Here is a 22266-nt window from a genome sequence, read left to right as displayed (position 1 = left end):
TCTGCCACCGAAGACGTGCCGGACACCAAGTGCCCGAAGTACGACACCCCTGCCGTCCGGCATGGCGACCATGATCGGAAGCTCATGTCCCGATCGTGTCCGGACCACGTCGCGGTTTCGCTACAGACAGCCGCGCCGACTAGCGCAGCGGAACCGGCCCCTGCTCGAAACCGGGGAACTGGGGGACCACCGGGTTGTTCACCGAGTCCATCGCCGGCACGATCACGGCGAACAGGAACACCAGGAACAGAACCAGCCCGACAACCCCCGCCACCATCTGGAAACTCACGTACCGGTTCGCGGCCCGCCCGATCGAGTCATCCCTGACAGGCGCCACCGCCGGCTGCAACAGCGCCCGCTTCGCCGCCGCGAACTCCGCCTCGGACAACGCCCCCGACTGACGCAGCCGGTCCAACTTCCCCAGCTCATCGGCCATGCTCACGGCTTCTCCCCCTTCAGCCCCACCACCTACCGGATCGTAAGTGCCCGACAACTGGGCACACGGCCGATTGACAAGATCGGGGCCCGCGTCACGCCCCATCAGCCGGACAGCGACCTGCCGAAGCATCGGCTCAACCCGAGCGCGTCCGGTAGTCGAACCCATTGCGGGCCAGGGGAATCGGCGCCGTGTTCGTGCGTGCCCACTCGGCCAGGACGGGGCGGTCGACGAGGACGATGCCCACCTTCGCCGCAACCCTCCGAGCATCGGACGTGAACCCCGAAGTCGTCACGATCAACGAGATGTCGGACCCGTGGTACAGCCGGTCGGTGCCCGCGAACATCTGCACGGCACCGGTCCCGACGTTCTTCTCGCCGTAGCGCTTGCACTGCACCACGATCCGGCGACCATCCGGCGTCGCGGCGAGCACGTCCGCACCGGCGTCGCCCGCGCCACCCACGACACGGACGTCGACGCATCCAGACCTGCGCAGCAGCCGAGCCGTCCACCGCTCGAAGTCCACTCCTCGCATGCCGTCGGTGACTTCGATGGCACGATCCCGCTCAGCCTGGAGCATCTCCTCATGGCGACGCGCACGCAGCCACACCACCACCCCTGCCAGCACGATCGCTGCCAGCGCCGCGGCGATCAGCGCGGACAACACCGGATGTGCCCGGACGAACCCCACCAGAAGCCACACCACGACCCCACCGGCAATCACCACGACCGGCGGCACACGATTCTGCCCTTTGCCACGTCTCTTCTTCTTGCCGTTCCTCTTTTTGCGGTTGCGTGGTTGCGCAGCCATCCCTCCCCCTCGACGCCATCCAGGATGCCCGCCGGAAGTACCACGACACCAGGCCACAACGAACGTGATCCAGAACGAAATCGAGTCGAGACCGCGAGGAATACGATGGATCCCTTGACCCAACGATCCCCGCATCCCGACCGGAGACACCGCTATCGTGGATCGATGAGCAGCGGGACAGGATCCGAACTCTCCCTATCGGGCGGTCGACGAACCTGCCACATGGTCGCCGGGTCCGAACTACTCCCAAATGCCAAGACGACTGGGCAAAGGCCGGAAACGAGTCTTACCCCTGTCGACAGGGGCAAGCAGCGGATCAACGAACTGCTCAGGCGCGGTTGGTCCGCGTTCGATCGCATACGACCAGCCGAAATACCGTGCAGCTCGGCAACGCGCACTACGCGATAGCGCGACACGGCGATCCGGTGGAACCGGCACCACACATCCACTGCTGACCGCCCCGAGAACGCACAGCACGTCGGAATCAGCAACAAGCAGTACCGCCCGAGCGGAAAGCGCCTTCCACGAAGTCGTGCGCGGACAACTCGAACCCCGCGTCACCCAAGCTCGCGGCGTTCCGCCACGACCTCCCACGTCGGAAACAGGGCGAGGCCGTTGTCGAACTCCACCTCGTCCCCTGTCGGTTCGGGGAGGCCGGTGGTTTCGCAGACCGAGCGGAGCAGGTCCAGTGTGAAGGAGACGGGGATGGAGCTCGGGGTGATGTCGGTGATGGTCCAGCCTGCGGGCGGGAGGGTGGCTTGCAGTTCGGTCCGGGTGATGCGGGCGGGGCCGGGCAGGGTGGGTGGGAGGGAGTCGGAGACGCAGATCATGAGCAGGCGGGCGGCGGGGCGGCTGACGGTGCCGAGGCCGCGCAGGTAGGTCTGGCGGTCGGCGAAGGGCAGGCAGTGGTAGAGGGTGGAGTCGAGGATCGTGTCGTAGCGGTCGGGCAGGTCGAGGGTGAGCGCGTCGGCGAGCAGGAACTGGGCCGGGAGGCCGGCTGCGCGGGTGCGGGCGATCCTCAGCGCGTTCGGTGAGGCGTCGAAGCCGGTGATCGGGTGGCCGTGCGCGGCCAGCCACACGGCGTTGGAGCCGCTGCCGCAGCCGGCGTCCAGCACGTGTCCCGTCACCACCCCGGCGTCGTGCCAGCGCACCACCGCCTCGCGCGGGCCGGGCAGCTCCCACACGGGCAGGTCGAGGGAGAGGTCGGACACCTCGACGCGGGCGTAGAGGGCGTCGAACTCGGCGTTGGTCAGGAAGACCTCGCCGTCGGACCTGGTCGACATCGTGCCGTCCTTCCTCGGGGGCCGGGTGTCACCCGGCGGCGGGCCACGGGTCCCGTGACCGCCACGTGCCGACGGACATCTCGGCGGTGATGCCGGGACCGAACGCGGCGATCACGCCGCGCGCGGCCTCGGGCAGGGAGTCCTCCTCGAACAGGCGCCGCAGCACGTCGAGCACGACCACGCTCGCGATGTTCCCGCGTTCGGCCAACGTGGCCCAGCTGTGCCGGAACGCGGTCCTCGGCACGTCCAGCAGGCGTTGGAGGTCTTCGAGGATGCGCGGACCGCCCGCGTGCACGACGTAGAAGTCGAGAGCCGAGACGTCCCAGTGCTGCCGTTCCACCAGTCCCCGCAGGGCGGGCGCCACCGGCGCCATGGTCCCCGGCACCCGCCGGTCCAGCCGGAAGTGGAACCCGGTGTCGTCGACCGAGTAGGAGATCCAGTCCTCGGTCCCCGGAACGAGGTGGGAGGCGTTGCGCTCCAACCGGATCCCCAGACCGCCCTCGCCGCGGACGACCACCGCGCCCACGGCGTCGGCGAACAGCCCCGCGCACAGGATGTCGCCGACGTCGTCGTCGGTCGGCTGGTAGCACAACGAGCAGAACTCGCACGCGACGACGAGCACGTTCGCACTCGGCCGCGCGTCGCAGAAGTCGTGCGCGCGGTTGATCGCGGCGGCACCCGCCGCGCACCCCAGCTGCGCGATCGGCAGCTGCCTGGTGTCCGGCCGGAAACCCAGGGCGTCGATCATCCACGCCGTCATGGACGGCATCGTGAACCCGGTGCAGCTCACGTAGACGATCATGCCGATGTCACGGGCCTCGACGCCCGCGTTGTCGAGCGCCTCCTCGACCACGGCCGGGATCCGCGCCTTCGCCTCGGCGACGTAGACCTGGTGCCTGGCACCGATTCCCGCCTGCACGAGCGTCCGCGAGACGGGTCGGATGATGTGCCGCGTGCGCACACCGGTGCTCTCGATCAGCCGCAGCGCCAACGCCAGCCGCGGGTGGCCGCGGTGTTCGGCGCGGGCCAGGGCAAGGGTTTCCTCCAGGGTGACGACGTGCTCGGGAACGGCTACCGCGGGACGGCACAGCACCGCCACCTCAGGTCTCCGAAGCGGTGCGCGGCAGGCGGCGGGCCGTGAGGAAGAGGTAGTTGTTCGGGGTCCAGGTGTCGACGACCTCGAACCCCAGGCCGGTCAGCCCCGTCGTCAGCGCGTCCTGGTCGAACGACGACACGGTGAACGCGAGCTCGTGCCGCCGCTGGAAGTGCCTCTGCAGCGGGCGGGCCGCCGTCCGGAAGGTCAGCAGGGTCAACGAGCCCCCCGGTCGCAGGACGCGGGCCATCTCCGCGAGAGCCGCCCACGGATCTTCGAACAGCTGGAGCGCGTTCCAGCAGTTGACCGCTCCCGCCGACGCGGTGGCGACGGGCAGGCCGGTCGCGCTCGCGCGGCCGATCCGCATGCCGGGGTTCGCGGCGTGGAACCGGGCGACCATCGCCCGGCTGATGTCGATGCCGACGACCCGGTGGGCGCCGAACCGGTCGGCCAGCGGCCGTGTCCACCGGCCGGAGCCGCACGCGACGTCGAACACCGGCCCGTCCACCGGGCGGACGTGGTCGCGGAGGTAGTCGCGTTCCTGCTCGAAGTCGATCCCGCCCGTCCAGTTCGCCGCCATGAGCGCGACGAAGTTCGGGCGGAGGAACTCGTACCTGGCCACGTGCAAGGGATCCTGGAGGAACAGCAGTCCCAACCCCGCCGTGCGCGGTTCCGCGTCCGGCAGGAAGTCGACGACCGGGTCGTCGACGGCGTACCTCCCACCGCAGCCGGGGCATTCGGAGCGGGTGGCCAGGTCCAGCGGTCCGCGGCAGCGCGGGCAGCAGAACACGGTGTCGTGGCCGCCCGTCGTCTCCGCGGTCGACGTGTCGGGAACGCGCTGCGGTGGCTCGACAACGGGATCCACAGCGGGATCGCCGGCGGACTCGCGGTGGGCGGCGTTCTCCGCCTGCGCACCGAGGAACGCCATGATCGCCGTGGTCTCCAGCTCGCGGATCCCGTCGCGCTCCTCCTCGGACAGCGCGAGGTTCGCCCGCCACTCCCGGTCGACCCGGCGCTCGTGCTCCTCCAGCACCCAGAGGGCCGGTGACGGCCAGCACCTGCCGAGCGGGAACCGGGACTCGTCCGGCGGATCCCCGGCGCACCGGGCCACCCGCGTCGCGTCCTGCGCGGACACCAGCGGGGACGACGTCAGCTCGTCGACCAGCCCGTCGCCAGGCGGGAAGTGCGCCAGCAGGTACAGCAGCGCCAACCTGGTCGCGTGGTCGTCGGGCCCCAGCCCGCTCAGCAGTGCCCGGTACCCGTCGTACCCGGCCGCGACAGCGGACCGGACGGCGTCCTGCACGGCCGGGTCCGGCGCGCTCCCCTCGACGAACGCGCCGAGCGCGAGCACCAACCAGGGCCGCCACGCCGCCGCCGCGGTCGGCAGCAGGTCGCGCATGACCACCGCGACGTCGACGGTCGCCGGGGACACGGTCCCCTCGGACCAGACCTCCGACAGCAGCCGGTCGAACAGCTCGGGGTGGAAGTCGTGCCGACCGGGTGCGGCGATGGCCCGCAAGGTCTCGGCGGCGGTGTCGAGGTGACCTGTCGAAGGGGTGCCCACGTCGAGATCGCGCACAGGTTCTCCTTCTCGCGCTCCCCCTCCCGTTTCCGGTCAGCACCGGGGAAGCGGTCGGCGAACCCCACGTTAGGGGCACCCGGTGACGGGTCACAAGCATTCGGATGGGCCACAACCACCAGGTGGCGAAGAGATGCCGCCGTGCACCTGGCGACGGGCCGCGCCCCCAAAGTCGGGACGGATTCCGATGCGCCGCAAGGAATGCACCCGACTTGTCACACCGGTGACCCGTAGTGGTGGCCGAGCCGAAGTCCCGGCAGAGGATCGTGGAGATCCAGGGACTGCTCGCCAAGAGCGAGAACGACGGGTGCCCGTCGCGCGACGGACACCCGCGGGCAGGTGGGTCAGCGGCGCCCGGTGGCCAGGACGACGAGGAACTGGCCGCCGCCCGGCTCGACGTTCGCGGTCACCGGCAACCCCGGTGCGAGCCGGGAGAACCGGTCCACCAACCACTCCGCCGCCTCGTCTGCGTCCTGCCGGGTCGGGCAGCGGGCCACCATCTCGCGGCCACCCTTGCGCTCCAGCCGCCCGGCGACGGTGATCAGCGGCGCGGGCTCGACCACGTGCAGGCGGTCCGGCCAGGCGATGACCACCTTGACCGCGCCCTTGCGCGTGTTGCACCCGCGGTGCGCGAGCCGTTCGGCGACCTTCGCCTTCCGGTCGGCGGTCCGGGCGTCGACGCTGGGCCCCCGCGGGTCGTTCACCGACATGTCGGGGTCCACCGGTTCGTCGCACACCCAGCAGCGCCAGCCGTCGCGTTCGGCCACATCATCGAGGAGACTCACCCCCGCAAACTAGCCTGCGCGGCGTCGCGGGCGCGGGTCAGGCCTGTCCGGCGGCGGGGCGCCGACCGCGCCGCTTCGCCGTGTAGGGCAGCACGAACAGGTACAGACCGGTGAGCAGCAGCAGGGCCAGGGGGAGCAACGGCAGGTAGGACACCCAGACCAGCGGTTCCGCCTGCGCCAGTGCGACGAAGGTGGCGACGACGGTCACCGTGAAGATGACCGACAGCCAGCGGTGGACCTGCCTGACCCGCTTGTTCCAGTTCACGACGATCTCCTTCGAGACGTGCGGCCCACGGCGTCGTGCCGGGGCGGCGACGGTGCTCTGTCCGAGATCAAGCTAGGTGCGGCCGCGGCAGGGGTGCTTCTCGATTCCTGACCGGTTGCACCGCGAGCGGGCCGCAGGCGCCGACCCACACGGTCGCGCCGGCGAGCCAAGAGAGCGCTCTCTCAGACGGTCGTTTTGCGCTACAGTGCTGTCACGCTCAGTGCTGGCGCCTTGACGACGTGGTCATGTGGAGTGGCGGGAGGTGGTAGGCGCGTGGCTCTCCCCGCCAACCGGGTCGTAGCCGCGGCCGCCCTGGGCCGCGCCGTGCTGCTCGGCCGGGCCGCGCTCACCCTGACGGCCGCCGGTGTCGGGCTCCGGGTGCTCCCCGACCCGCGGACCGCGCTCGCCGTCGCCGTCGTCGTCGTGGTCTCCACGGCCACCGGGCTCGTGGTCCTCGCCCGCCGTCCCGAGGTGGTGCGGCGCCCGGTGCCCGTGGTCCTGGCGGACTCGGTCGTCGTGCTGGGTGTCCTGGTCGCCGCGCGGGGCGGTGTGGCGTTCTTCTGCTTCGCCGCCGGGGCCTGCGCGCTCGGCGGTGTGGTGCTCGGCATGCGCGGGCTGGCGCTCTGGGTCCCGCACGCCGCGCTCGGCTACTCCGTGGCCGCCCACCTGCTCCGGACCGGCACCCCGAGTCCGCACGTCGCCGTGTTCCCCCTGGCCTTCCCGCCGATGGACGTGCTCGCCGGGGTCGCGGCCGCGGTCGCCACCGGCGCGCTCGTGCGCTACGTCGACCTGTCCGTGGACGTGGTCGCCTCGGCCCAGCGCTCGGCGGCCGCCTCGGAGCGGGCCAGGCTGGCGCGCGAGCTGCACGACTCGGTCGGCAAGACCCTGCGCGGCGTCTCGTTCGCCGCGCTCGCGCTGCCGTCCTCGTTGCGCAGGCACCCCGAGCTCGCCGAGCAGTTGGCGGGCACGGTGTCGCAGGGCGCGATGGCGGCCGCCCGCGAGGCGCGCGAGCTGCTGACCGGCCTACGGCTCGACGCCCCCGACCAGGACTTCGCGGCCACGTTGCGGCGGATCTGCCTGCACTGCGCCGAGTTGTCCGGGGTGGCCGTCACCCTCACCGCCGCACCGGTGGACCCGCCCGCCGACGTGCGCTACGAGTTGAGCCGCATCCTCGACGAGGCGCTGCGCAACGCCGTGCGGCACGGCCACCCGCGGCGGATCGCGGTCACCCTCGCCCAGACCGACCGGCTCCGCCTGCGCGTGCACGACGACGGCGACGGCTTCCGGGTCCCCGGCGACCTCTCGGCCCTCACCGCGGGCGACCACTTCGGCGTCGTGGGCATGGCCGAACGCGCCCGCTACGCGGGTGGTGTGCTGGACGTGACGTCGACGCCGGGCCGCGGCACGACGGTCGAGGTGTCGGTGCCCGTCGTCCGTCCGGTTCGGATGGCTTCGTGATCGACGTCCTGGTCGTCGACGACAACCCGATCGTGCGGGCCGCGCTCCGCGGTTTCCTCGACAGCACCGACTCCGCGCGGGTCGTGGCCGAGGCCGGGGACGGTCGGCAGGGGCTGACCCTGGCGCGGCGGCTGCGTCCCGCCGTGACCCTGCTGGACCACCGCATGCCGGTCGCGGACGGGCTGTCGGTGCTCGGCGAGCTGTGCCGGTACACCGCCGTGCTCGTGCTGACCAGCGACGCCGATCCCGGCCTGGTGGGCGGGATGCTGCGCGGTGGCGCGCGCGGTTACCTGGTGCACGGCGAGTTCGACCCCGACGAGCTGCTGCGGGCGGTGCTGGCCGTCGCATGTGGACAGAGCTGGCTCTCCGCACCGGCGGCCGCCGTGGCCGTCACGGCCGTGCGCGAGCAGGCGGACCGCGAGCGGGCCCGGCACGAACAGCTGGAGTGGCAGCGGCAGGACCGGATCCGGTTGGGACTGACGCGGCGCGAGGAGGACGTCCTGGGGCTGGTGGCGGAAGGGCTGTCCAACGCGGCCATCGCCCGCAGGCTGGTGCTCACCGAGAAGACGGTGAAGAACCACCTGCACCACGCCTTCACGAAGCTGCGCGTGGGCAACCGCACCGAGGCCGCCCTGCGCTGGACGAGCAGGCGGTAGGCGGGGTGGACGAGGACGTGTCGGACCGGAAGGGCGTCGTGGACCGCCGGGTGGTGCTGCGGCGGCTGGGGTGGACGGTGCTCGCCGTCGGGATCACCGCGACCGCGGTGCTCGTGCCACCGCTGGTCGTACCGGACCCTCCGGTGGCGCTACCACCTCCGTCCGCCGCTCCCCCGTCCACCGGATCCCCTTCCGCGGCAACGCCTTCCGCCGTCATCCCGTCCGTTCCGGCCACCCGACCCGGTGCCACCCAACCCGATGCGACCCCGCCCGTTGTCACCGTGTCCGCGGCCCCGCCCGCCGGGACGACGGGGGCCGACCCGCCGGAGCCGGTGACCTCGTCCCCGCCGCCCGCGTTCCCGAGCACCACCGTGCACGCGGCCGATCCCGCGAACATCCGCACCGGCGCCCGTGTCATCGAGTGCGCGAGCTGCCGCGGCGGCAGCCGGGTGGGCTACATCGGCGGTCCGAACATCCTCGCCGTCCGCGTCGCCGGGGTGCCCGCGGCGGGCACCCGCACCCTGACCATCGTCTACGAGACCGAGGAGCAGCGGACGCTCATGGTCGCGGTCAACGACGGCACCCCGCAGACCCGGCGGCTGGCCGGTGCCGCGAGCCTGCTGATCCCGGCGACCACGTCGGTCGAGGTGTTCGTGCCCGCCGGGGACAGCTGGATCAAGTTCTTCAACGACACCGGCTCCGCGCCGGACATCAACGAGGTCGTGCTGAGCTGACGTCGGAGGTCAGAACCCGCCCGCGGTGTTGCACTGGACCACCTGGACCACGCAGTCCTTCACCCGGTGCCCCAACGCGTCCTCGTCCCAGGCGAAGAACCCGTCGCCGTGCATGGACGAGGCCATCCCCGACGCCAGTCGGAACCCGTCCACGCTGCCGCTGGTCTCGTAGGAGATGGAGAACGTGACCGCCGGGATGGGCACCGGGAACTGCTCGGTGCACTGGCCGCCCTGCCCCCACGCCACGTGGCTCTTGTGGTCGGGGCTGTCCAGGTTCCGGCCGTCCCAGCAGTCCGGGAAGCGCATCGTGAAGTGCAGCGTGCCGCCGTCGCACACCGGCCAGTTGCCGTCCCGGCTGCGGCTCTTGCCGTCCAGCGGGCCGCCCGCGCAGTAGAACTGGTTGACCGCGCCGACCGGCGTCGGCACCTGGCGCGTCGCGTCCCCGACGATCATCCGCAGCCCCTGCGGCATGGGGACGGTCTTCGACTTGTCGGTGAGCAGCGACCCGTAGTAGACCACCACCTGCTTGGGCTGGACGGGCTGGTCGTGCTCGAACAGGGTCGGCACCCAGTAGGCCGAGTGGTCCTGCAACGGCTGGCAGCTCGACGCGGTGAAGCGCATCAGGTCGTCGACCGTGGTCGCCGCGGCGGTGCGGTCGTTGCCGATGAACGAGTGCATGTGCGACGCGCCGGGCTGTCCGGGGAAGACGATCGGGTCGTCCTGCGCGGAATGGCTGTACGTGCACGTGGCGTTGAACTCGGGGTTGCGGTTCGGGTTGGGCGGAGCGGGCCTGGGCGTCATCGCCCGGAAGGCGGCCAGCTGCGCGTTCCACTTCGCCTGGTCGACCGGTATCCAGGTACCCGCCGCCATCGTCATCCCGCCGTGGTGCCCGGCCTGCGACCCCGCCGCCGTGCCACCGCCCGGCGCCAGCACCAGTCCGAGGACCGCCACCACGGCGGCCGCACCGGCCAACCCGATCCGCCCCTTGTCCACCAGCCGCAAGGCCCGAGGCGGGACTCTCCTGTCACCCAACACAGCTTCCTCCTTCACCCGCGGGAAACGGGACTACCAGCCGAAAGGTAGGAGGGGGCGAGGCCGCGGTCGTGAGCCGAAAGTCCCAGCGGGCGCAGGTGTTGGGCCCAATTCGAGCGCCCGTCCCCGGCTAGGATCCGGTCGTGGACCTTCGGCACGAGGTGGTGCGCGGCTGGGAGCTCGTCCGGCACGGGCGCGTCGCGAGCTACCGCAAGCACTTGGCCAACAACGTCACCGTGCTCGCGACGTGGGACGACGAGAGCGGGACCGGCACGGTGGAGGCTCGCGTGGAGCCGCTGGGGATCGGGCGGACGCTGACCCGCGGCCGCAAGGGGTTCCGGGACCAGGAGTCGTTCTGGACCGCCGCGCACTGCGTGGTGGAGATGGCCGCGAACCTGCCGTCCCTGGGCGCGGGCGACGAGAGCCCGGCCGCGTCCGAGCTGGTCGGTGAGGTCGCCGGGACCGTCGAGGCCGAGCCCGGCTCCGGCGGCGGGCCGGAGGCCGAGCTGACGTTCACGCTCACCGGGGGCCGCAAGGTCACCCTGGTCCTCTCCGACGAGCAGGCGTTCGACCTGTGCTCGCGCGTCCACTCGCTCGACAAGCACGTGTGGTCCGAGCAGCGCGACCACGACGAGCACACCGACGGCGGCACCACCGGGGTGGTCGAGGTGCCCGACGTCGACCACGTGGAGTCGGGGCCGGACACCGGCCACGACCTGGTCACCCTGCTGGAGTCCCGGTTCGGCGTCACCGCGGACCACCTCATGGCGCACGTCGACTGGTCCGCCCTGATCGTCGTGGGCGACCCCGCCGTGGCCTCGCTGGTCGAACGCGGCGACGAGCTGCACGCGGCGTTGCGGCCGCGGTGGTACCCGGTCGTCGTCGACCGGCCCGGCGAGCAGTGGGTCGTCCTGCGCCGCACCGGCCTCGACCACGGCGAGGGGTGAGCGGAGGCGGTCAGGAGCCGTGACGGCGATCGGCCGCCCTGGCCGCCCGCTCGACCTCCGCGCGCCGGTCCGCCCAGAAGGCCGCGTCCCGCCGGGCCGCGTCCACCTCGCCGTCCAGCTGTTCGCGCAGGACGTCGGCGTGCCCGGCGTGCCGGTTGGTCTCGGTGAGCACGTGGACCAGGACGGTGAACAGCACCACGTCCGGACGCGGCCACCACGGCACGTGACCCGGTGAGTCGACGGCCAGTGCGGCGATCGTCGCGTCGGAGTGCGCCCAGACGCGCCGGTAGCGGTCGACGACCTCCTCGCGCGTCTCGTGCTCGGTCGCCCACATGTCGGTGCCGCGCCGGTCGAGGTCGTCCCACCGCGGGACGGGCTCCGGGGACGGCCTGCCGAAGACCTCGCCGAAGTAGCGGGACTCCGCCACCGCCAGGTGCTTCACCAGGCCGAGGAGGTTGGTCCCGGTCGAGGTCAGCGGGCGGCGGACGTCGTACTCGGACAGCCCGTCGAGCTTGCGGAGCACCGTGTCGCGGATCTCCCGCAGGTCGGTGTGCAGGTAGTCCTTCGCGAAGTCGTCGATCACGGGTACCAGCCTGCACCACCGGGCACGGGGTCGGTGTCGGACACGGGCTAGCCGCGGCCGTCGAGCGCGGTCAGCCAGTACTCGGTGGTGGGCGACACCTGCACTTGGAACCGGGCGTTGGTGACGTAGAGCCGGTCGCGGGAGCGGGCGATCGCGGTGGGCACGTCGAACCCTTCCGCGGCAAGGGTTCGCGCGACCTCGCCGCGGGTGGCGGACTGGTCGAGCCGGACGACGGCGACCGAGTTCGCCGCGTTCTGCACGACGTAGAGGGTGCGGCCCTCGCGGAGCACGCCGTCGGGGTGGACGAAGGTCCGGCCGCCCAGGTCGACCTCGGTCGCGCGGCCGTCGTGCTCGACGCGGTAGAGCCCGCCCGTGGTGGAGTTCACGACCAGCAGGGCCCGGCCGTCGGGGGTGGTGGTGATGCCGTTGGCGTTGTACTCCGGCGTCTGCACCCACTCCCCGTGCAGCGGGACGTTCTCGACCCGGCCGTCCTGGACGCGGTAGAGGACGTCGTGCACCGAGTCGGTGAACACCGCCCCGCGCTCGGTCAGCAGCACGTCGTTGACGAACGCGGGCGTGCCCTTCGGGACCAGCTGGTAGGAGGCCAGCACCGCGCCGGTGCGCAGGTCGACCACCCGCGCGTCGCCCGCGACACCTCCCGCGACGTACAGCCTGCGCCTACGGCTGTCGACGGCCAGCCCGAGCGACTGCGTCCCCGGCCCCTGGCTGATCACCCCGCCCCTGCCGGTCGCGAGGTCCAGGGCGTAGATGTCGCCGTCGGCACGGGACCCGAGGTAGGCGGTCCCGTTCTCGATCGCGATGGACTCGGGCGGGAAGCCGTCGGGCAGGTCGACGCGGGCGGGGACCTGCCCGCCGCCGCGACCCGAGCCGCGGTCGGCGGCCACGGCCGGGACGAGGGAGCAGGCCACGAGCACGGCGGCCGTGGTGAAGGCGCCCGCGCCGAGGACGGCGCGGCGGAGGGAAGTGGTCAAGGCAGGGCCTTTCGGGTGCGGCGACGCGGAGGGTGCCCGGTGGACTGCGACGTCCGTCCGCCGACGGGCGGGAGCACGTGATCAAGCGTGCCGACCGGCCAGCGGCCCCGCCAACGCGGATCGGGGATACGGGCCATGCGCGTGGCGCATGGCCGTCCCGTTCGGAGCGGTCCTCAGTGGACGTTGCCCGGATCCCGCCGCTACCCGAGGCGCATCCGGCTGGTCAAGCCGTCATCCGCCGGACCCACCCGTGCAGGTCCTCCAGGTGCCGGCTTCGGCACGGCGCTGGACGGCATCAGGGCCACGCCCCGACCCCGTGCCCGCCGGTAGGGTCGGCTGGTTGTCCGAGCCGCAGGAGGAACCGCCGTGCTGCAAGCCTTCACCGACCTGTCCACACCGCTGGTGGCCGACGCCTGCGTCCGGCTCGACGTCCCCCTGCGCCTCGCGCCGCCCGGCATCGCCGCGGTCACGCCGGGCCACCGGGTCGCCGGGCGCGTGCTCCCCGCCCGCCACTACGGCAGCGTGGACGTGTTCCTCGAGGCCTACGGCCGGGCCGAGGAGGGTGACGTGCTGGTCGTGGACAACGCGGGCCGGTCGGACGAGGCGTGCGTCGGCGACCTCGCGGTGCTGGAGGCCAGGGCGTCCGGCGTGGCGGGGCTGGTGGTCTGGGGCCTGCACCGCGACACCCCGGAGCTGGTCGACATCGGGGTCCCGGTGTTCAGCTACGGCAGCTACCCCGCGGGCCCGACCAGGCTCGACCCGCAGGAGCCTGAGGCGTTGGCGGACGCCAGGTTCGGCCCGCACACCGCGACCGGTGCCGACATCGTCTTCGGCGACCGGGACGGCGTGCTGTTCGTCGCCGCCGACCGCGTCGAGGAGGTCCTGGCCACCGCGCGCCGGATCTGGGAGACCGAGCGCGCGCAGGCCGACCGGATCAAGGCGGGCGACACCCTCCGGCGGCAGACCGCGTTCGACGACTACCTGGCCCGCCGCGCCGCCGACCCGACCTACAGCTTCCGCCGCCACCTCCGCCGGGTCGGCGGCGCCGTCGAGGAATGACGGCCCCGCCCGACGCGGAGTCGCCGCCCAGCCGGCCACGACGGCGATCCGCAGCGGACGTGTCCGCTTCGCCTGTGCGACGGTCGCCGTCGGCACCATCGCCGCGAGGACCACAACCGGCGGGCCGGTTCCGCAGACGCCCATCGCCGAGGTTGTGCGGCGCCACCCGCGCGGTTCACTCGTGGTTGAGCGCCCCCGACCGGAACACCGCCAGCTCCGCGCCGTCGAACCCCGCCTCGCGGACGATCCCGGTCAGCGCCTCCCGGATCACGGGCACCTCGGCCAGGTGCGGGTCGAGCTCGACGCGGCCGACGTCGCCGAGGTCGCGCACGCGCAGGTCCCTGGTCGGCGTGCCCGCGTCCGCCAGCCACGCGCGGACGGCGACCTCGGCGCGTTCCACCCTGGCCAGGCGGGCCGGGGTGATCGCCACGCCGTAGCGCACCCGGCTCGCCAGGCACGGCAGCGCGGGCTTGTCTGCTGTGGACAGTCCCCAGAACGCGCTCACGCCGCGGACCTCGGCCTTGCTCATCCCGAGGTCGCGCAACGGGGTGTGCACGCCGATCTCGTCACCGGCGCGGATGCCGGGCCGGAACGGGTCGCGCGCGTCGTCGGCGTTCGTCCCGGTCGCCACCGCCGCCAGCCCGTTGTCCCGAGCGACCGCGGTGATGGCGTCCAGCACGGTGGACTTGCAGAAGTAGCAGCGGTCCCGGCCGTTGGCCGCGTAGTCGGGGTTGTCCAGCTCGCCGGTCTCCGGCGCCGCGTGCCGCACGCCCAGGTCGCGGGCGAACGCCACCGCGGCGGCCAGTTCGGCGGCGGCCAGGCTCGCCGAGTCGGCGGTGACCGCGAGCACCGCCGCGGGGCCGAGGGCGCGCACGGCGGCGGCGAGCACGAGGGCGGAGTCGGCGCCGCCGGAGAACGCCACGGCGAGCGGGCCGATCGCCTCCAGGTGGGTCACGAGCCGTGCGGCGGTGGCAGCGGTGCTCATCAGGGCTCCTCGGGGAGGTCGGTGACCATGGCCAGCACCAGGCGCAGCGGCAGACCGGTGCGCCGGGCGACGGCGACGGCGTCCTCGTACTCCGCCTTGCTGTGGTGCGGTCCGTGCTTGCGCCGCACCCGCATCCCGTGCAGGTGCACGGTGTCGGTGGTCCGGGGCAGGGCGGTGCGGCTCACCCCGGTGCGCCGCACGCCGAGGGTGCCCGACTCGGCGAACATCAGCCGCTCGACCTCGTCGGCGGTCTCCGGCGTGGCCAGGGCGTGCAGCACGTGCCCCGGTCTGCCCTTCTTCATCACCACGGGGGTGATCCAGCTGTCCAGCGCGCCCGCGTCGAGCAGGCGGGCGAGGAGGTGGCCCAGCACCTCCCCCGTCACGTCGTCGAGGTTGGTCTCCAGCACCACGAGGTCGCGCACGTCCGCGACCGCCCGGTCGCCGAGCCGGACCACCGCCACGTTGGGCCGGTCCGGGAGGGTGCGCGTGCCCACGCCGTAGCCGGTCGCCTCCATCCGCATCTCCGGCGCCGGGTGGTAGTCGGCCCCCAGCGCGCGCAGCAGCGCCGCGGCGGTCGGCGTCACGGTCTCGCCGGGCAGGTCGGTGCCCACGACGAGCGCGCCCCGCAGCAGTGCCGAGGTCGCCGGAGCCGGGCAGGGCAGCACGCCGTGGGCCGTGCGGACCGTCCCCGAGCCGATCGGCAGCGCCTCGCAGTGGACGGTCCGCACGTCCAGCGCGCGCAGGGCGGCGACCACTCCGACGACGTCCACGAGGGTGTCGTGACCGCCGAGCTCGTGCAGGTGCACCAGATCGGGGTCCTCGCCGTGCAGGTGCCCCTCGACCTCGGCGATGGCCTTCAGCGCCGCGACCGCGGTGTCGGCCACCACCCGGTCGCGCACCCGGTCCGCCATGGCGATCAGCTCGCCCGCGCCGCGGCTCGTGGCGTCGTCGGTCACCGACACGACGGCGCGGCTGCCGGTGAGCCCGTGGGTGAGCACCCGCTCGACCGTCAGGTCCCAGCCGCTCAGACCGGTGTCGGCCACGGCGGCGCGGACGGCCTCCAGCGGCGCGCCCGCGTCGACCAGCGCGGCCAGCAGCATGTCCCCGGCCAGCCCGGTGAACGGCGAGATGACGCAGACCCGGCTCACGTCGTCCCCCGGCGCGCCACGCGGGACAGCCGGAACGCGGCCATCGCCGCCCCGAACCCGGAGTCGATGTTCACCACCGTGATGCCCGCCGCGCAGGACGCGTGCATCGCCAGCAGCGCCGTGATGCCCTCCAAGCCCGCGCCGTAGCCGGTGGACGTCGGCACGGCGACCACCGGGCACGCGACCAGGCCGCCGACCGCGCTCGCCAGCGCTCCCTCCATCCCCGCGACGACGATGACGGTGTCCGCGGCGCGCAACCGGTCCCGTTCGGCGAGCAGCCGGTGCAGACCCGCCACGCCGACGTCGGTGACGGTGGTGACGCCGATCCCCACCGCGGTGGCCACGGCGGCCGCCTCGTGGGCCACCGGCCGGTCGGCGGTGCCCGCGGCGGCCACGACCACGCTGAACCCCGTCGGCGCGGCCGGGCGCCACACCAGCAACCGCGCCCCGCTGTCGTACTCGCCCGCCGGGACGGCCCGCAGCACGGAGGTCGCCGCGGTCGGGTCCACGCGGGTGACGAGCACGGGACCGTCGTTGTGCCGCAACAGGGTCCGCACGATCTCGACGACCTGGCCCGGTGTCTTGCCGGTGCCGTAGACCACCTCGGGCAGCCCCTGGCGGGCTTCGCGGTCGACGTCGACCCTGGCGAACCCGAGGTCGACCGCGTCCTGTCCAACCATGCCGGTTCCTCCTCAGGCGACGTACGGGATCGTTTGCGGGCCCTCGGGGAGCACGCACAGGCGGGCCCCCGGACCGGCCGCGGCCAGGGCCTCGGCCACGGTGGCCGAGACGTCCGCGGTCTGCCGCAGGTGCGCGGTCGCCAGCTCGGCGTCGCTGAGGTGCGAGGTGTGCACGACCACGCGGCAGTCGTTCTGGATGCGCGCCTGGATCTGCACCTGCCACTGGTCCGGCACGGTGACCGTGCGCGCGGAGATCTCCGCCAGCAGCGCCGCGGGCGAGTCGGCGGAGGCCAGGACCTCGCGGTAGGAGCCGTGGTCGGGGAAGCCGTCGCGGCACTCGGCCGCGCAGACGATCACACCGCCGGGCTTGGCCACCCGGTAGGCCGCGGACATGCCCTTCACCGACTGGTAGAGGTTCTGGTCGAGCGGGTAGCCGGAGTTGGTGGTCACGACCACGTCGAACAGCCGCGGCACCGGCCGCATGGCGACCTCGCGGGCCGTGCGCACGGCCTCGGCGTGCATCGCGAGGATGTCCCCGCCGAACGCGGCGACGACCTCCTTGTCCTGGTTCAGCACCACGTCGAAGCCGAAGGTCACGCCGGTGGCCTCCGCGATGGCGCGCACGTCGTCGTGGACCGGGTTGCCCTCGATGATCCCCCACGTCGCGCGCGGGTGGCCGATCCGGCGCGCGTCGTGCAGCACCAGCACCGTCTCCAGCGCGGCGAGGCCGGGGGCGACCAGCTTCGGGCCGCCGGAGAACCCCGCGAAGAAGTGCGGTTCGACGAACCCGGTGGTGATGCGCACGTCCGCGTCGACCCACTCGCTGTTGAGCCACACCGGGACGCCCGCGCCGAACTCGCCCAGCCACGTCAGGCTCGCGCGGTCGCGGGAGTCGTGGTTGACGATCCGCACCGCGTCGACCACCTCGTCGCCGAACATCGCGCGCAGCTCGGCCTCGGAGTTGCCCCGGTGGGTGCCGGTCGCGACCAGCACCACGACGTCGCCGGGGTCGACCAGCCCGTCGAGCTCCTCCAGGATCGCCGGGATCATCAGCTCGCGCGGCTGCGGACGGGTGATGTCGCAGGCGGAGATCGCCACGGTCTGGCCGCGCCGCACGCGCTCCCGCAGCGGTGGGCCCGCGACCGGTGACCGCAGCGCCCGCCGCAGGAGCTCCCGCGGCGGTTCGGCGGCCTGGTGGTGCCGGGGTGTCACGATGGTGGTGACCGCGGGGTCGAAGCGCAGGTCGAGGCCCGTCTCCCCGTAGGCGAGGCGCACGGTGTCCATCAGCGGTCCTCCAACCGGTAGACGCGGGTGGCGGTGCCGCCGAAGACCTGGTCCCGCTCGGCGGCGGTCAGGTCGTCGGTCATCCGCCGGGCGGAGTCGAGGACCTCGGCGTAGGACGCGGCGAGCAGGCACACCGGCCAGTCGGTGCCGACCATCAGCCGGGACGGGCCGAACTCCTCCAGCGCGACGTCGACGAACGGCCGCAGGTCGTCCACCGTCCACCGCGGCCCCGCCTCGGTCACCAGACCGGACACCTTCGCGACCACGTTGGGCAGGGCGCCGAGCTCCGCCAGCCGGGCCGCCCACGGTTCGAGCACCCGACCCGCGATGTCCGGTTTGGACAGGTGGTCCAGCACGAAAGCCAGGTCCGGCAACGCCTTCGCCACCGCCACGACCGCGGGCAGCTGGTGGGGGCGGGTCAGCACGTCGTAGACGAGCCCGGCGTCGCGCACCGCGCGCAGTCCGGCGAGCACGTCGGGGCGCGTCAGCCACTCCGGGTCCGGCTCGGGCTCCACCAGGTGCCGGACGCCGACCAGCCGGTCGCCGCCGGGCCCTCGGCGCAGCCGGTCCAGCTGCTCGGCGACGTCGGGCGCGGTGAGGTCGACCCACCCCACGACTCCCGAGATCAGGTCGGACTCCCCCGCCAGGGCCAGGAACTCCGCCGTCTCCTCGACGTCGGGGAGGACCTGGACCAGGACGGTGGCGTCGATGCCCGCGGCACCGGTCGCCGCGCGCAGGTCGGCCTCGTGGAAGTCGCGGCGGATGGGCTCCAGCCCGGCCAGCCAGTCCTGCGGCCGGGCGGCGAGGTCCCACAGGTGCTGGTGGGCGTCGATCCGGCGCACCGCGGTCACGCCTGCCCGATCCGCTGCCGCTGGCCGCCGAGGCGGTCGATGCCCAGCTCGACGACGTCGCCCTCGCGCAGGTAGCCGAAGTCGTTGACGCCGAGCCCCACCCCGGCGGGCGTGCCGGTGTTCACCACGTCGCCGGGTTCGAGGACCATGAACTGGCTGAGGTACCAGATGACGTGGTGGACGCCAAACAGCATGTTCTTCGTGTTGCCGTCCTGCCTCGGCTCGCCGTTGACGCTCAGCCGCAGCCCGAGGGACTGCGGGTCGCCGACCTCGTCGGCGGTGACCAGCCACGGCCCCAGCGGGTTGAACGTCTCGCAGGACTTGCCCTTGGTCCACTGGCCGCCGCGTTCGAGCTGGAAGTCGCGTTCGCTGACGTCGTTGGAGATCGCGTAGCCCGCGATGACCGCCGCCGCGTCGTCCGGGCTGTCCAGGTAGCGGGCGGTCGCTCCCAGCACGACCGCCAGCTCCACCTCGTAGTCGGTGGTCGTGCTCGTCCTGGGGATCAGCACGGTGTCGTCCGGTCCGACGACGGTGTTGGTGGCCTTCATGAACACGACGGGCTCGGCGGGTGGCCGCGCCCCCGTCTCGGCGGCGTGGTCGGAGTAGTTGAGCCCGATGCACACCAGGGCGCCGGGGCGGGAGACTGGAGCGCCGACCCGCATCCCGGTGATGTCCAACGCGGGCAGGCCGTCCAGCGCGTCGCGCACCCGGCGCACGCCGTCGTCGGCGAGGAAGTCGCCGCCGATCCCGGCCGTGACCGGCCGCAGGTCCCTGGCCCGACCGTACTCGTCCAGCACGACGGGGACCTCCGAACCGGGGTCTCCAACTCGCAGCAGTCGCATTCCGCGCTCCTCATCCGTGTCGAAGCTGTTCGGGTCGTCGCCGGGTGTGGTCAGGGGGTAGGCGCGCCCGCCGCGAGCAGGCCCTCGGCGCGCAGGTCCGCCCACAGCCCGGCGGGTGGTGGGGTGGTGAGCGCGGCGACGTTCGCCCGGATCTCCTGAGCGGTGCGAGCCCCGACGACGGCGCCGGTCACCGCCGGGTGCCCGAAGGGGAACCACAGCGCGGCGGCGGGCAGGGTCGTGCCGTGCCGGGCGCAGACCGCGGCGATCCGCCGGGCGCGGTCGACCAGCCCGGCGGGCGCCGCCCGGTAGTCGTGGGTGGCGTCGTCCGGGACGTCGTGGCGGGCCAGCAGCCCGGAGTTGAACAGCCCGGCGATGACGACGTCGACCCCGCGTTCGGCGCACAGCGGCAGGAACTCGGCCAGCGCGGGCTGCTCCAGCAGCGTGTAGCGACCCGCGAGCATGACGACGTCCACATCGGACTCCCGCACGAACCGGGCGGGCAGCTGCCACTGGTTCATCCCGACGCCCACGGCCCCCAACACCCCCTGCTCGCGCAGCTCCACGAGCGCGGGCACCGCCTCGGCCACCGCCTGGTCGGCGTGGCCGTCCGGGTCGTGCACGTAGACCACGTCCACCCGGTCGAGCCCGAGGCGGCTCAGCGAGGACTCCAGCGAGCGCCGCACCCCGTCCGCGCTGAAGTCCCACACGCGGCGCAGGGTGGCCGGGACCACGAACCCGTCGTCGTCCAGGCGCCCGGCCCCGGACGGGTCGGGCACCAGCAGCCGTCCCACCTTGGTGGACAGCACGTACTCCGAGCGCGGTCGGTCCGCCAGCGCCGCGCCGAGGCGCTGTTCGGCCAGCCCCAGCCCGTAGTGGGGAGCGGTGTCGAAGGTGCGCACACCCTCGTCCCACGCGGCGTCGACCACGGCGCGGGCCTGGTCGTCGGTCACGGCGGTGTAGAGGTTGCCCAGCGGGGAGGTGCCCAGTCCCAGCCGCGGCAGGGGGTCGGTCGTCATGGTCGCTCGCCTCCCGGTCAGGTGCGGGGACGCAGCCGGAGCGCGTCCATGCCGCCGTCGACGGCGAGCACGGTACCCGTGGTCGAGCCGGACGACGGGCTCGCGAGGTACGCGATCGCGGCGGCGATCTCCTGGGCGGTGACCAGGCGGCCGTGCGGCTGCCGCGCCTCCAGCGCGGCGCGCTCGGCCCGCGGATCCGGTGCCGAGTCGAGGAGCCTGCGCACCCACGGCGTGTCGGCGGTGCCGGGGGCGACGGCGTTGACCCGGATGCCCTCCCGCACGTGGTCGGCGGCGAGCGCGCGGGTCATCGCGTGCACCGCGCCCTTGCTCGCCGAGTAGACCGCCCGCTGCGGCAGGCCCGCGGTGGCCGCGATCGAGCCGGTGTTCACGATGGCGGCGGCGCTGGACCTCCTCAGGTGCGGCAGGCAGGCGCGGGTCACCCTGGCCATCCCCACGACGTTGACGTCGTACACCCGGAGCCACTCGTCGTCGGTCGCGGCGGTCACGTCGCCCTGCGCCCCGATGCCCGCGTTGTTGACCACGATGTCGAGGCCGCCGAAGTGGCCGACCACGGTCTCCACGGCGGCGCGGACGCTCCCGTCGTCGGTGACGTCGGCCCGGACGTGCAGCACGCCCTCCGGCAGGTCGTCCGCCGCCAGGTCGAGCACGGCGACCCGCGCCCCGCGCTCGGCCAGCAGCTCGGCCGTGCTGCGTCCGATGCCCGAGCCGCCGCCGGTGACCAGTGCCACCAGTCCGTCGAGTTCACCCATGGAGTCCGCTCCGTTCGTCCGCTTCGTTCGACCTGCCGGTGTGGTCCGCGTCGGCGGGACCTTTGTCCGCCGACCGGTCTGGGGGCCTAGCGTTCGAGGCGGCCCGGTTCCCCCGCGTCGCTGCGGCGGACGAGCCAGGCCTCGGTGATGTGGGTCGACATGGCCTCGGCGGCACCCGCCGGGTCCCGCGCCGCGATCCGCTCGTAGATGCGGCGGTGCCCCTGGTTGGAGGCCGCGCACAGGTCCCGGTCGGTCCGGCCCATGTAGCGGGCCGTGTTGCCGACCTGGCTCTCCAGCGCGCGCACCACCCCCCTGGCGATGCGGTTGCCGGAGGTCCGCATGACCGTGTCGTGGAAGAGCCGGTCCTGCTCGCGGTAGGCGAGCGGGTCCTCCACCAGCTCGTCCATGCGGTCCACGAGCGCGCGCAGCGCGTCGACGGTGGCCTGGTCGGCGGTGCGGGCGGCGACGTGCGCCATGTCCGACTCGAGCAGCCGGCGGGTGACCACCAGGTCGTCCAGCACCCCCAGGGTCTCGTCCTCCGCGACGACGGCCCCGAGCACCACCTCGTCGAGGGTGTTCCACATCGCCTGCGGGGTGACCTGCGTGCCCGCGCCCTGGCGCACCTGGACCATCCCCTTCTCCTGGAGGACCTTCACGGCCTCGCGGACGACCGTCCTGCTCACCGAGAAGGCCTCGCACAGCGCGGGCTCCGGCGGCAGCGACGTCCCGGCGGGGTGGTCGCCGCGCACGATGCGCCCCACGAGCTCGGCGGTGACCGCGCTGGCCAGGTTCGCGGGCCGACGTGCCCAGCTCGGGGCGGTGGTCGGTTCTTTGCCTGGCGCCTTCATCGGTCCTCCGGTTCGTCCACACCTCGGTGTGCGGCGAGTGTACTGACTCCTGCCGGTTGACGTCATACGTCATACGAATTATGTTCACCGCACCTCGTCGGGCCCTCCACCGCCCGACACCCTCTCGGG

24 protein-coding genes are annotated in these 22266 nt (G+C 73.2%); 5 read left to right on the top strand and 19 right to left on the bottom strand.

Translation table 11 applies throughout. From position 1 onward, the window contains the following. Nucleotides 1–139: 139 nt before the first annotated feature. The 7 genes from CLV43_RS33120 to CLV43_RS33090 form a co-directional block, all read right to left on the bottom strand. Nucleotides 140–436, bottom strand: a complete 297-nt coding sequence (locus CLV43_RS33120; protein ID WP_211304673.1) for an SHOCT domain-containing protein — start codon at nt 434–436, stop codon at nt 140–142. A 136-nt stretch (nt 437–572) separates the two neighbouring features. After that, nucleotides 573–1247 carry a restriction endonuclease gene (locus CLV43_RS33115; protein WP_106192209.1) on the bottom strand — a complete coding sequence of 225 codons (675 nt, stop codon included), beginning with the start codon at nt 1245–1247 and terminating at the stop codon, nt 573–575. Between the two features lie 557 nt (nt 1248–1804). Next, on the bottom strand, nt 1805–2530 hold the full coding sequence (locus CLV43_RS33110; RefSeq protein ID WP_106192207.1) for a class I SAM-dependent methyltransferase: 726 nt from the start codon (nt 2528–2530) through the stop codon (nt 1805–1807). Nucleotides 2531–2558: 28 nt separating this feature from the next. Then, nucleotides 2559–3629: a type III polyketide synthase gene (locus tag CLV43_RS33105; protein ID WP_106192206.1), complete on the bottom strand. Its 1071-nt coding sequence runs from the start codon at nt 3627–3629 to the stop codon at nt 2559–2561. A 1-nt stretch (nt 3630) separates the two neighbouring features. Continuing rightward, nucleotides 3631–5202 (bottom strand): class I SAM-dependent methyltransferase, encoded by a 1572-nt coding sequence (locus CLV43_RS33100; protein WP_106192204.1) that lies wholly within the window; start codon nt 5200–5202, stop codon nt 3631–3633. Nucleotides 5203–5546: 344 nt separating this feature from the next. Then, complete coding sequence (locus tag CLV43_RS33095) at nt 5547–5987, bottom strand: hypothetical protein (protein ID WP_106192202.1); 441 nt, start codon at nt 5985–5987, stop codon at nt 5547–5549. A gap of 37 nt (nt 5988–6024) precedes the next feature. After that, entirely contained in the window at nt 6025–6252 is a 228-nt protein-coding gene (locus CLV43_RS33090) for a hypothetical protein (protein WP_106192201.1), read from the bottom strand. Nucleotides 6253–6525: 273 nt separating this feature from the next. Between CLV43_RS33090 and CLV43_RS33085 the strand changes: the two genes are divergently transcribed. Genes CLV43_RS33085 through CLV43_RS33075 form a run of 3 tightly spaced genes read left to right on the top strand, consistent with a single transcriptional unit; the run spans nt 6526 to nt 9100 of the window. After that, the gene (locus tag CLV43_RS33085) at nt 6526–7710 is read left to right on the top strand and encodes a sensor histidine kinase (RefSeq protein ID WP_106192199.1); all 1185 of its coding nucleotides are present in this window, start codon (nt 6526–6528) and stop codon (nt 7708–7710) included. Then, nucleotides 7707–8366 carry a LuxR C-terminal-related transcriptional regulator gene (locus CLV43_RS33080; protein WP_106192198.1) on the top strand — a complete coding sequence of 220 codons (660 nt, stop codon included), beginning with the start codon at nt 7707–7709 and terminating at the stop codon, nt 8364–8366. The genes CLV43_RS33085 and CLV43_RS33080 overlap by 4 nt, the downstream gene beginning before the upstream one ends. A 5-nt stretch (nt 8367–8371) precedes the next feature. Further along, nucleotides 8372–9100, top strand: a complete 729-nt coding sequence (locus CLV43_RS33075; RefSeq protein ID WP_106192196.1) for a carbohydrate-binding protein — start codon at nt 8372–8374, stop codon at nt 9098–9100. A gap of 9 nt (nt 9101–9109) precedes the next feature. Here the strand turns inward: CLV43_RS33075 and CLV43_RS33070 are convergent, their stop codons facing one another. Beyond that, the gene (locus CLV43_RS33070) at nt 9110–10132 is read right to left on the bottom strand and encodes a DUF1996 domain-containing protein (RefSeq protein WP_211304672.1); all 1023 of its coding nucleotides are present in this window, start codon (nt 10130–10132) and stop codon (nt 9110–9112) included. A 143-nt stretch (nt 10133–10275) separates the two neighbouring features. Here CLV43_RS33070 and CLV43_RS33065 point away from each other — a divergent pair, with 143 nt between their 5' ends. Next, nucleotides 10276–11079, top strand: a complete 804-nt coding sequence (locus tag CLV43_RS33065; protein WP_106192195.1) for a hypothetical protein — start codon at nt 10276–10278, stop codon at nt 11077–11079. A gap of 10 nt (nt 11080–11089) precedes the next feature. Here the strand turns inward: CLV43_RS33065 and CLV43_RS33060 are convergent, their stop codons facing one another. Both CLV43_RS33060 and CLV43_RS33055 read right to left on the bottom strand, forming a co-directional pair. Continuing rightward, the gene (locus CLV43_RS33060; protein ID WP_106192193.1) at nt 11090–11662 is read right to left on the bottom strand and encodes a DinB family protein; all 573 of its coding nucleotides are present in this window, start codon (nt 11660–11662) and stop codon (nt 11090–11092) included. Between the two features lie 47 nt (nt 11663–11709). Further along, complete coding sequence (locus tag CLV43_RS33055; RefSeq protein ID WP_106192191.1) at nt 11710–12654, bottom strand: SMP-30/gluconolactonase/LRE family protein; 945 nt, start codon at nt 12652–12654, stop codon at nt 11710–11712. Nucleotides 12655–13020: 366 nt separating this feature from the next. Between CLV43_RS33055 and CLV43_RS33050 the strand changes: the two genes are divergently transcribed. Further along, complete coding sequence (locus CLV43_RS33050; protein ID WP_106192190.1) at nt 13021–13713, top strand: RraA family protein; 693 nt, start codon at nt 13021–13023, stop codon at nt 13711–13713. 175 nt (nt 13714–13888) lie between these two features. Here the strand turns inward: CLV43_RS33050 and larE are convergent, their stop codons facing one another. From larE to CLV43_RS33005, 9 genes are all read right to left on the bottom strand, one after another. After that, nucleotides 13889–14698, bottom strand: a complete 810-nt coding sequence (larE, locus tag CLV43_RS33045; RefSeq protein WP_106192188.1) for an ATP-dependent sacrificial sulfur transferase LarE — start codon at nt 14696–14698, stop codon at nt 13889–13891. Continuing rightward, nucleotides 14698–15846 carry a nickel pincer cofactor biosynthesis protein LarC gene (larC, locus tag CLV43_RS33040; protein WP_245887156.1) on the bottom strand — a complete coding sequence of 383 codons (1149 nt, stop codon included), beginning with the start codon at nt 15844–15846 and terminating at the stop codon, nt 14698–14700. Before larC ends, larE begins: the two co-directional genes overlap by 1 nt. Further along, nucleotides 15843–16526, bottom strand: coding sequence for a nickel pincer cofactor biosynthesis protein LarB (larB, locus tag CLV43_RS33035; protein WP_106192186.1), 684 nt, complete (start codon nt 16524–16526; stop codon nt 15843–15845). Before larB ends, larC begins: the two co-directional genes overlap by 4 nt. Nucleotides 16527–16538: 12 nt before the next feature. Further along, nucleotides 16539–17810, bottom strand: coding sequence for a nickel-dependent lactate racemase (gene larA, locus CLV43_RS33030; RefSeq protein ID WP_106192184.1), 1272 nt, complete (start codon nt 17808–17810; stop codon nt 16539–16541). Continuing rightward, a complete protein-coding gene (locus CLV43_RS33025; protein ID WP_245887155.1) occupies nt 17810–18661 on the bottom strand; it encodes an amidohydrolase family protein in 852 nt (283 codons plus the stop codon). The genes larA and CLV43_RS33025 overlap by 1 nt, the downstream gene beginning before the upstream one ends. After that, nucleotides 18658–19503: a fumarylacetoacetate hydrolase family protein gene (locus CLV43_RS33020; protein WP_106192183.1), complete on the bottom strand. Its 846-nt coding sequence runs from the start codon at nt 19501–19503 to the stop codon at nt 18658–18660. The genes CLV43_RS33025 and CLV43_RS33020 overlap by 4 nt, the downstream gene beginning before the upstream one ends. A gap of 50 nt (nt 19504–19553) precedes the next feature. Further along, nucleotides 19554–20519 (bottom strand): aldo/keto reductase, encoded by a 966-nt coding sequence (locus tag CLV43_RS33015; RefSeq protein ID WP_106192181.1) that lies wholly within the window; start codon nt 20517–20519, stop codon nt 19554–19556. Between the two features lie 17 nt (nt 20520–20536). Further along, nucleotides 20537–21289 carry an SDR family NAD(P)-dependent oxidoreductase gene (locus CLV43_RS33010; RefSeq protein ID WP_106192179.1) on the bottom strand — a complete coding sequence of 251 codons (753 nt, stop codon included), beginning with the start codon at nt 21287–21289 and terminating at the stop codon, nt 20537–20539. A gap of 86 nt (nt 21290–21375) precedes the next feature. Continuing rightward, nucleotides 21376–22137, bottom strand: coding sequence for a FadR/GntR family transcriptional regulator (locus CLV43_RS33005; protein WP_106192178.1), 762 nt, complete (start codon nt 22135–22137; stop codon nt 21376–21378). Nucleotides 22138–22266: the final 129 nt, after the last annotated feature.

Origin of the sequence: Umezawaea tangerina (assembly GCF_003002815.1) — a bacterium.
Taxonomy (GTDB): Bacteria; Actinomycetota; Actinomycetes; order Mycobacteriales; family Pseudonocardiaceae; genus Umezawaea; species Umezawaea tangerina.
The sequence above is the reverse complement of the archived record's forward strand: the minus strand, read 5'-3'. Positions and strand labels throughout refer to the sequence as shown.

What these genes read in the sequence shown, in the direction of transcription:
- CLV43_RS33120 (WP_211304673.1), bottom strand. Translation starts at nt 436, where the DNA reads ATGGCCGATGAGCTGGGGAAGTTGGACCGGCTGCGTCAGTCGGGGGCG.
- CLV43_RS33115 (WP_106192209.1), bottom strand. Translation starts at nt 1,247, where the DNA reads ATGGCTGCGCAACCACGCAACCGCAAAAAGAGGAACGGCAAGAAGAAG.
- CLV43_RS33110 (WP_106192207.1), bottom strand. Translation starts at nt 2,530, where the DNA reads ATGTCGACCAGGTCCGACGGCGAGGTCTTCCTGACCAACGCCGAGTTC.
- larE (WP_106192188.1), bottom strand. Translation starts at nt 14,698, where the DNA reads ATGAGCACCGCTGCCACCGCCGCACGGCTCGTGACCCACCTGGAGGCG.
- larB (WP_106192186.1), bottom strand. Translation starts at nt 16,526, where the DNA reads ATGGTTGGACAGGACGCGGTCGACCTCGGGTTCGCCAGGGTCGACGTC.
- larA (WP_106192184.1), bottom strand. Translation starts at nt 17,810, where the DNA reads ATGGACACCGTGCGCCTCGCCTACGGGGAGACGGGCCTCGACCTGCGC.
- CLV43_RS33020 (WP_106192183.1), bottom strand. Translation starts at nt 19,503, where the DNA reads ATGCGACTGCTGCGAGTTGGAGACCCCGGTTCGGAGGTCCCCGTCGTG.
- CLV43_RS33015 (WP_106192181.1), bottom strand. Translation starts at nt 20,519, where the DNA reads ATGACGACCGACCCCCTGCCGCGGCTGGGACTGGGCACCTCCCCGCTG.
- CLV43_RS33010 (WP_106192179.1), bottom strand. Translation starts at nt 21,289, where the DNA reads ATGGGTGAACTCGACGGACTGGTGGCACTGGTCACCGGCGGCGGCTCG.
- CLV43_RS33005 (WP_106192178.1), bottom strand. Translation starts at nt 22,137, where the DNA reads ATGAAGGCGCCAGGCAAAGAACCGACCACCGCCCCGAGCTGGGCACGT.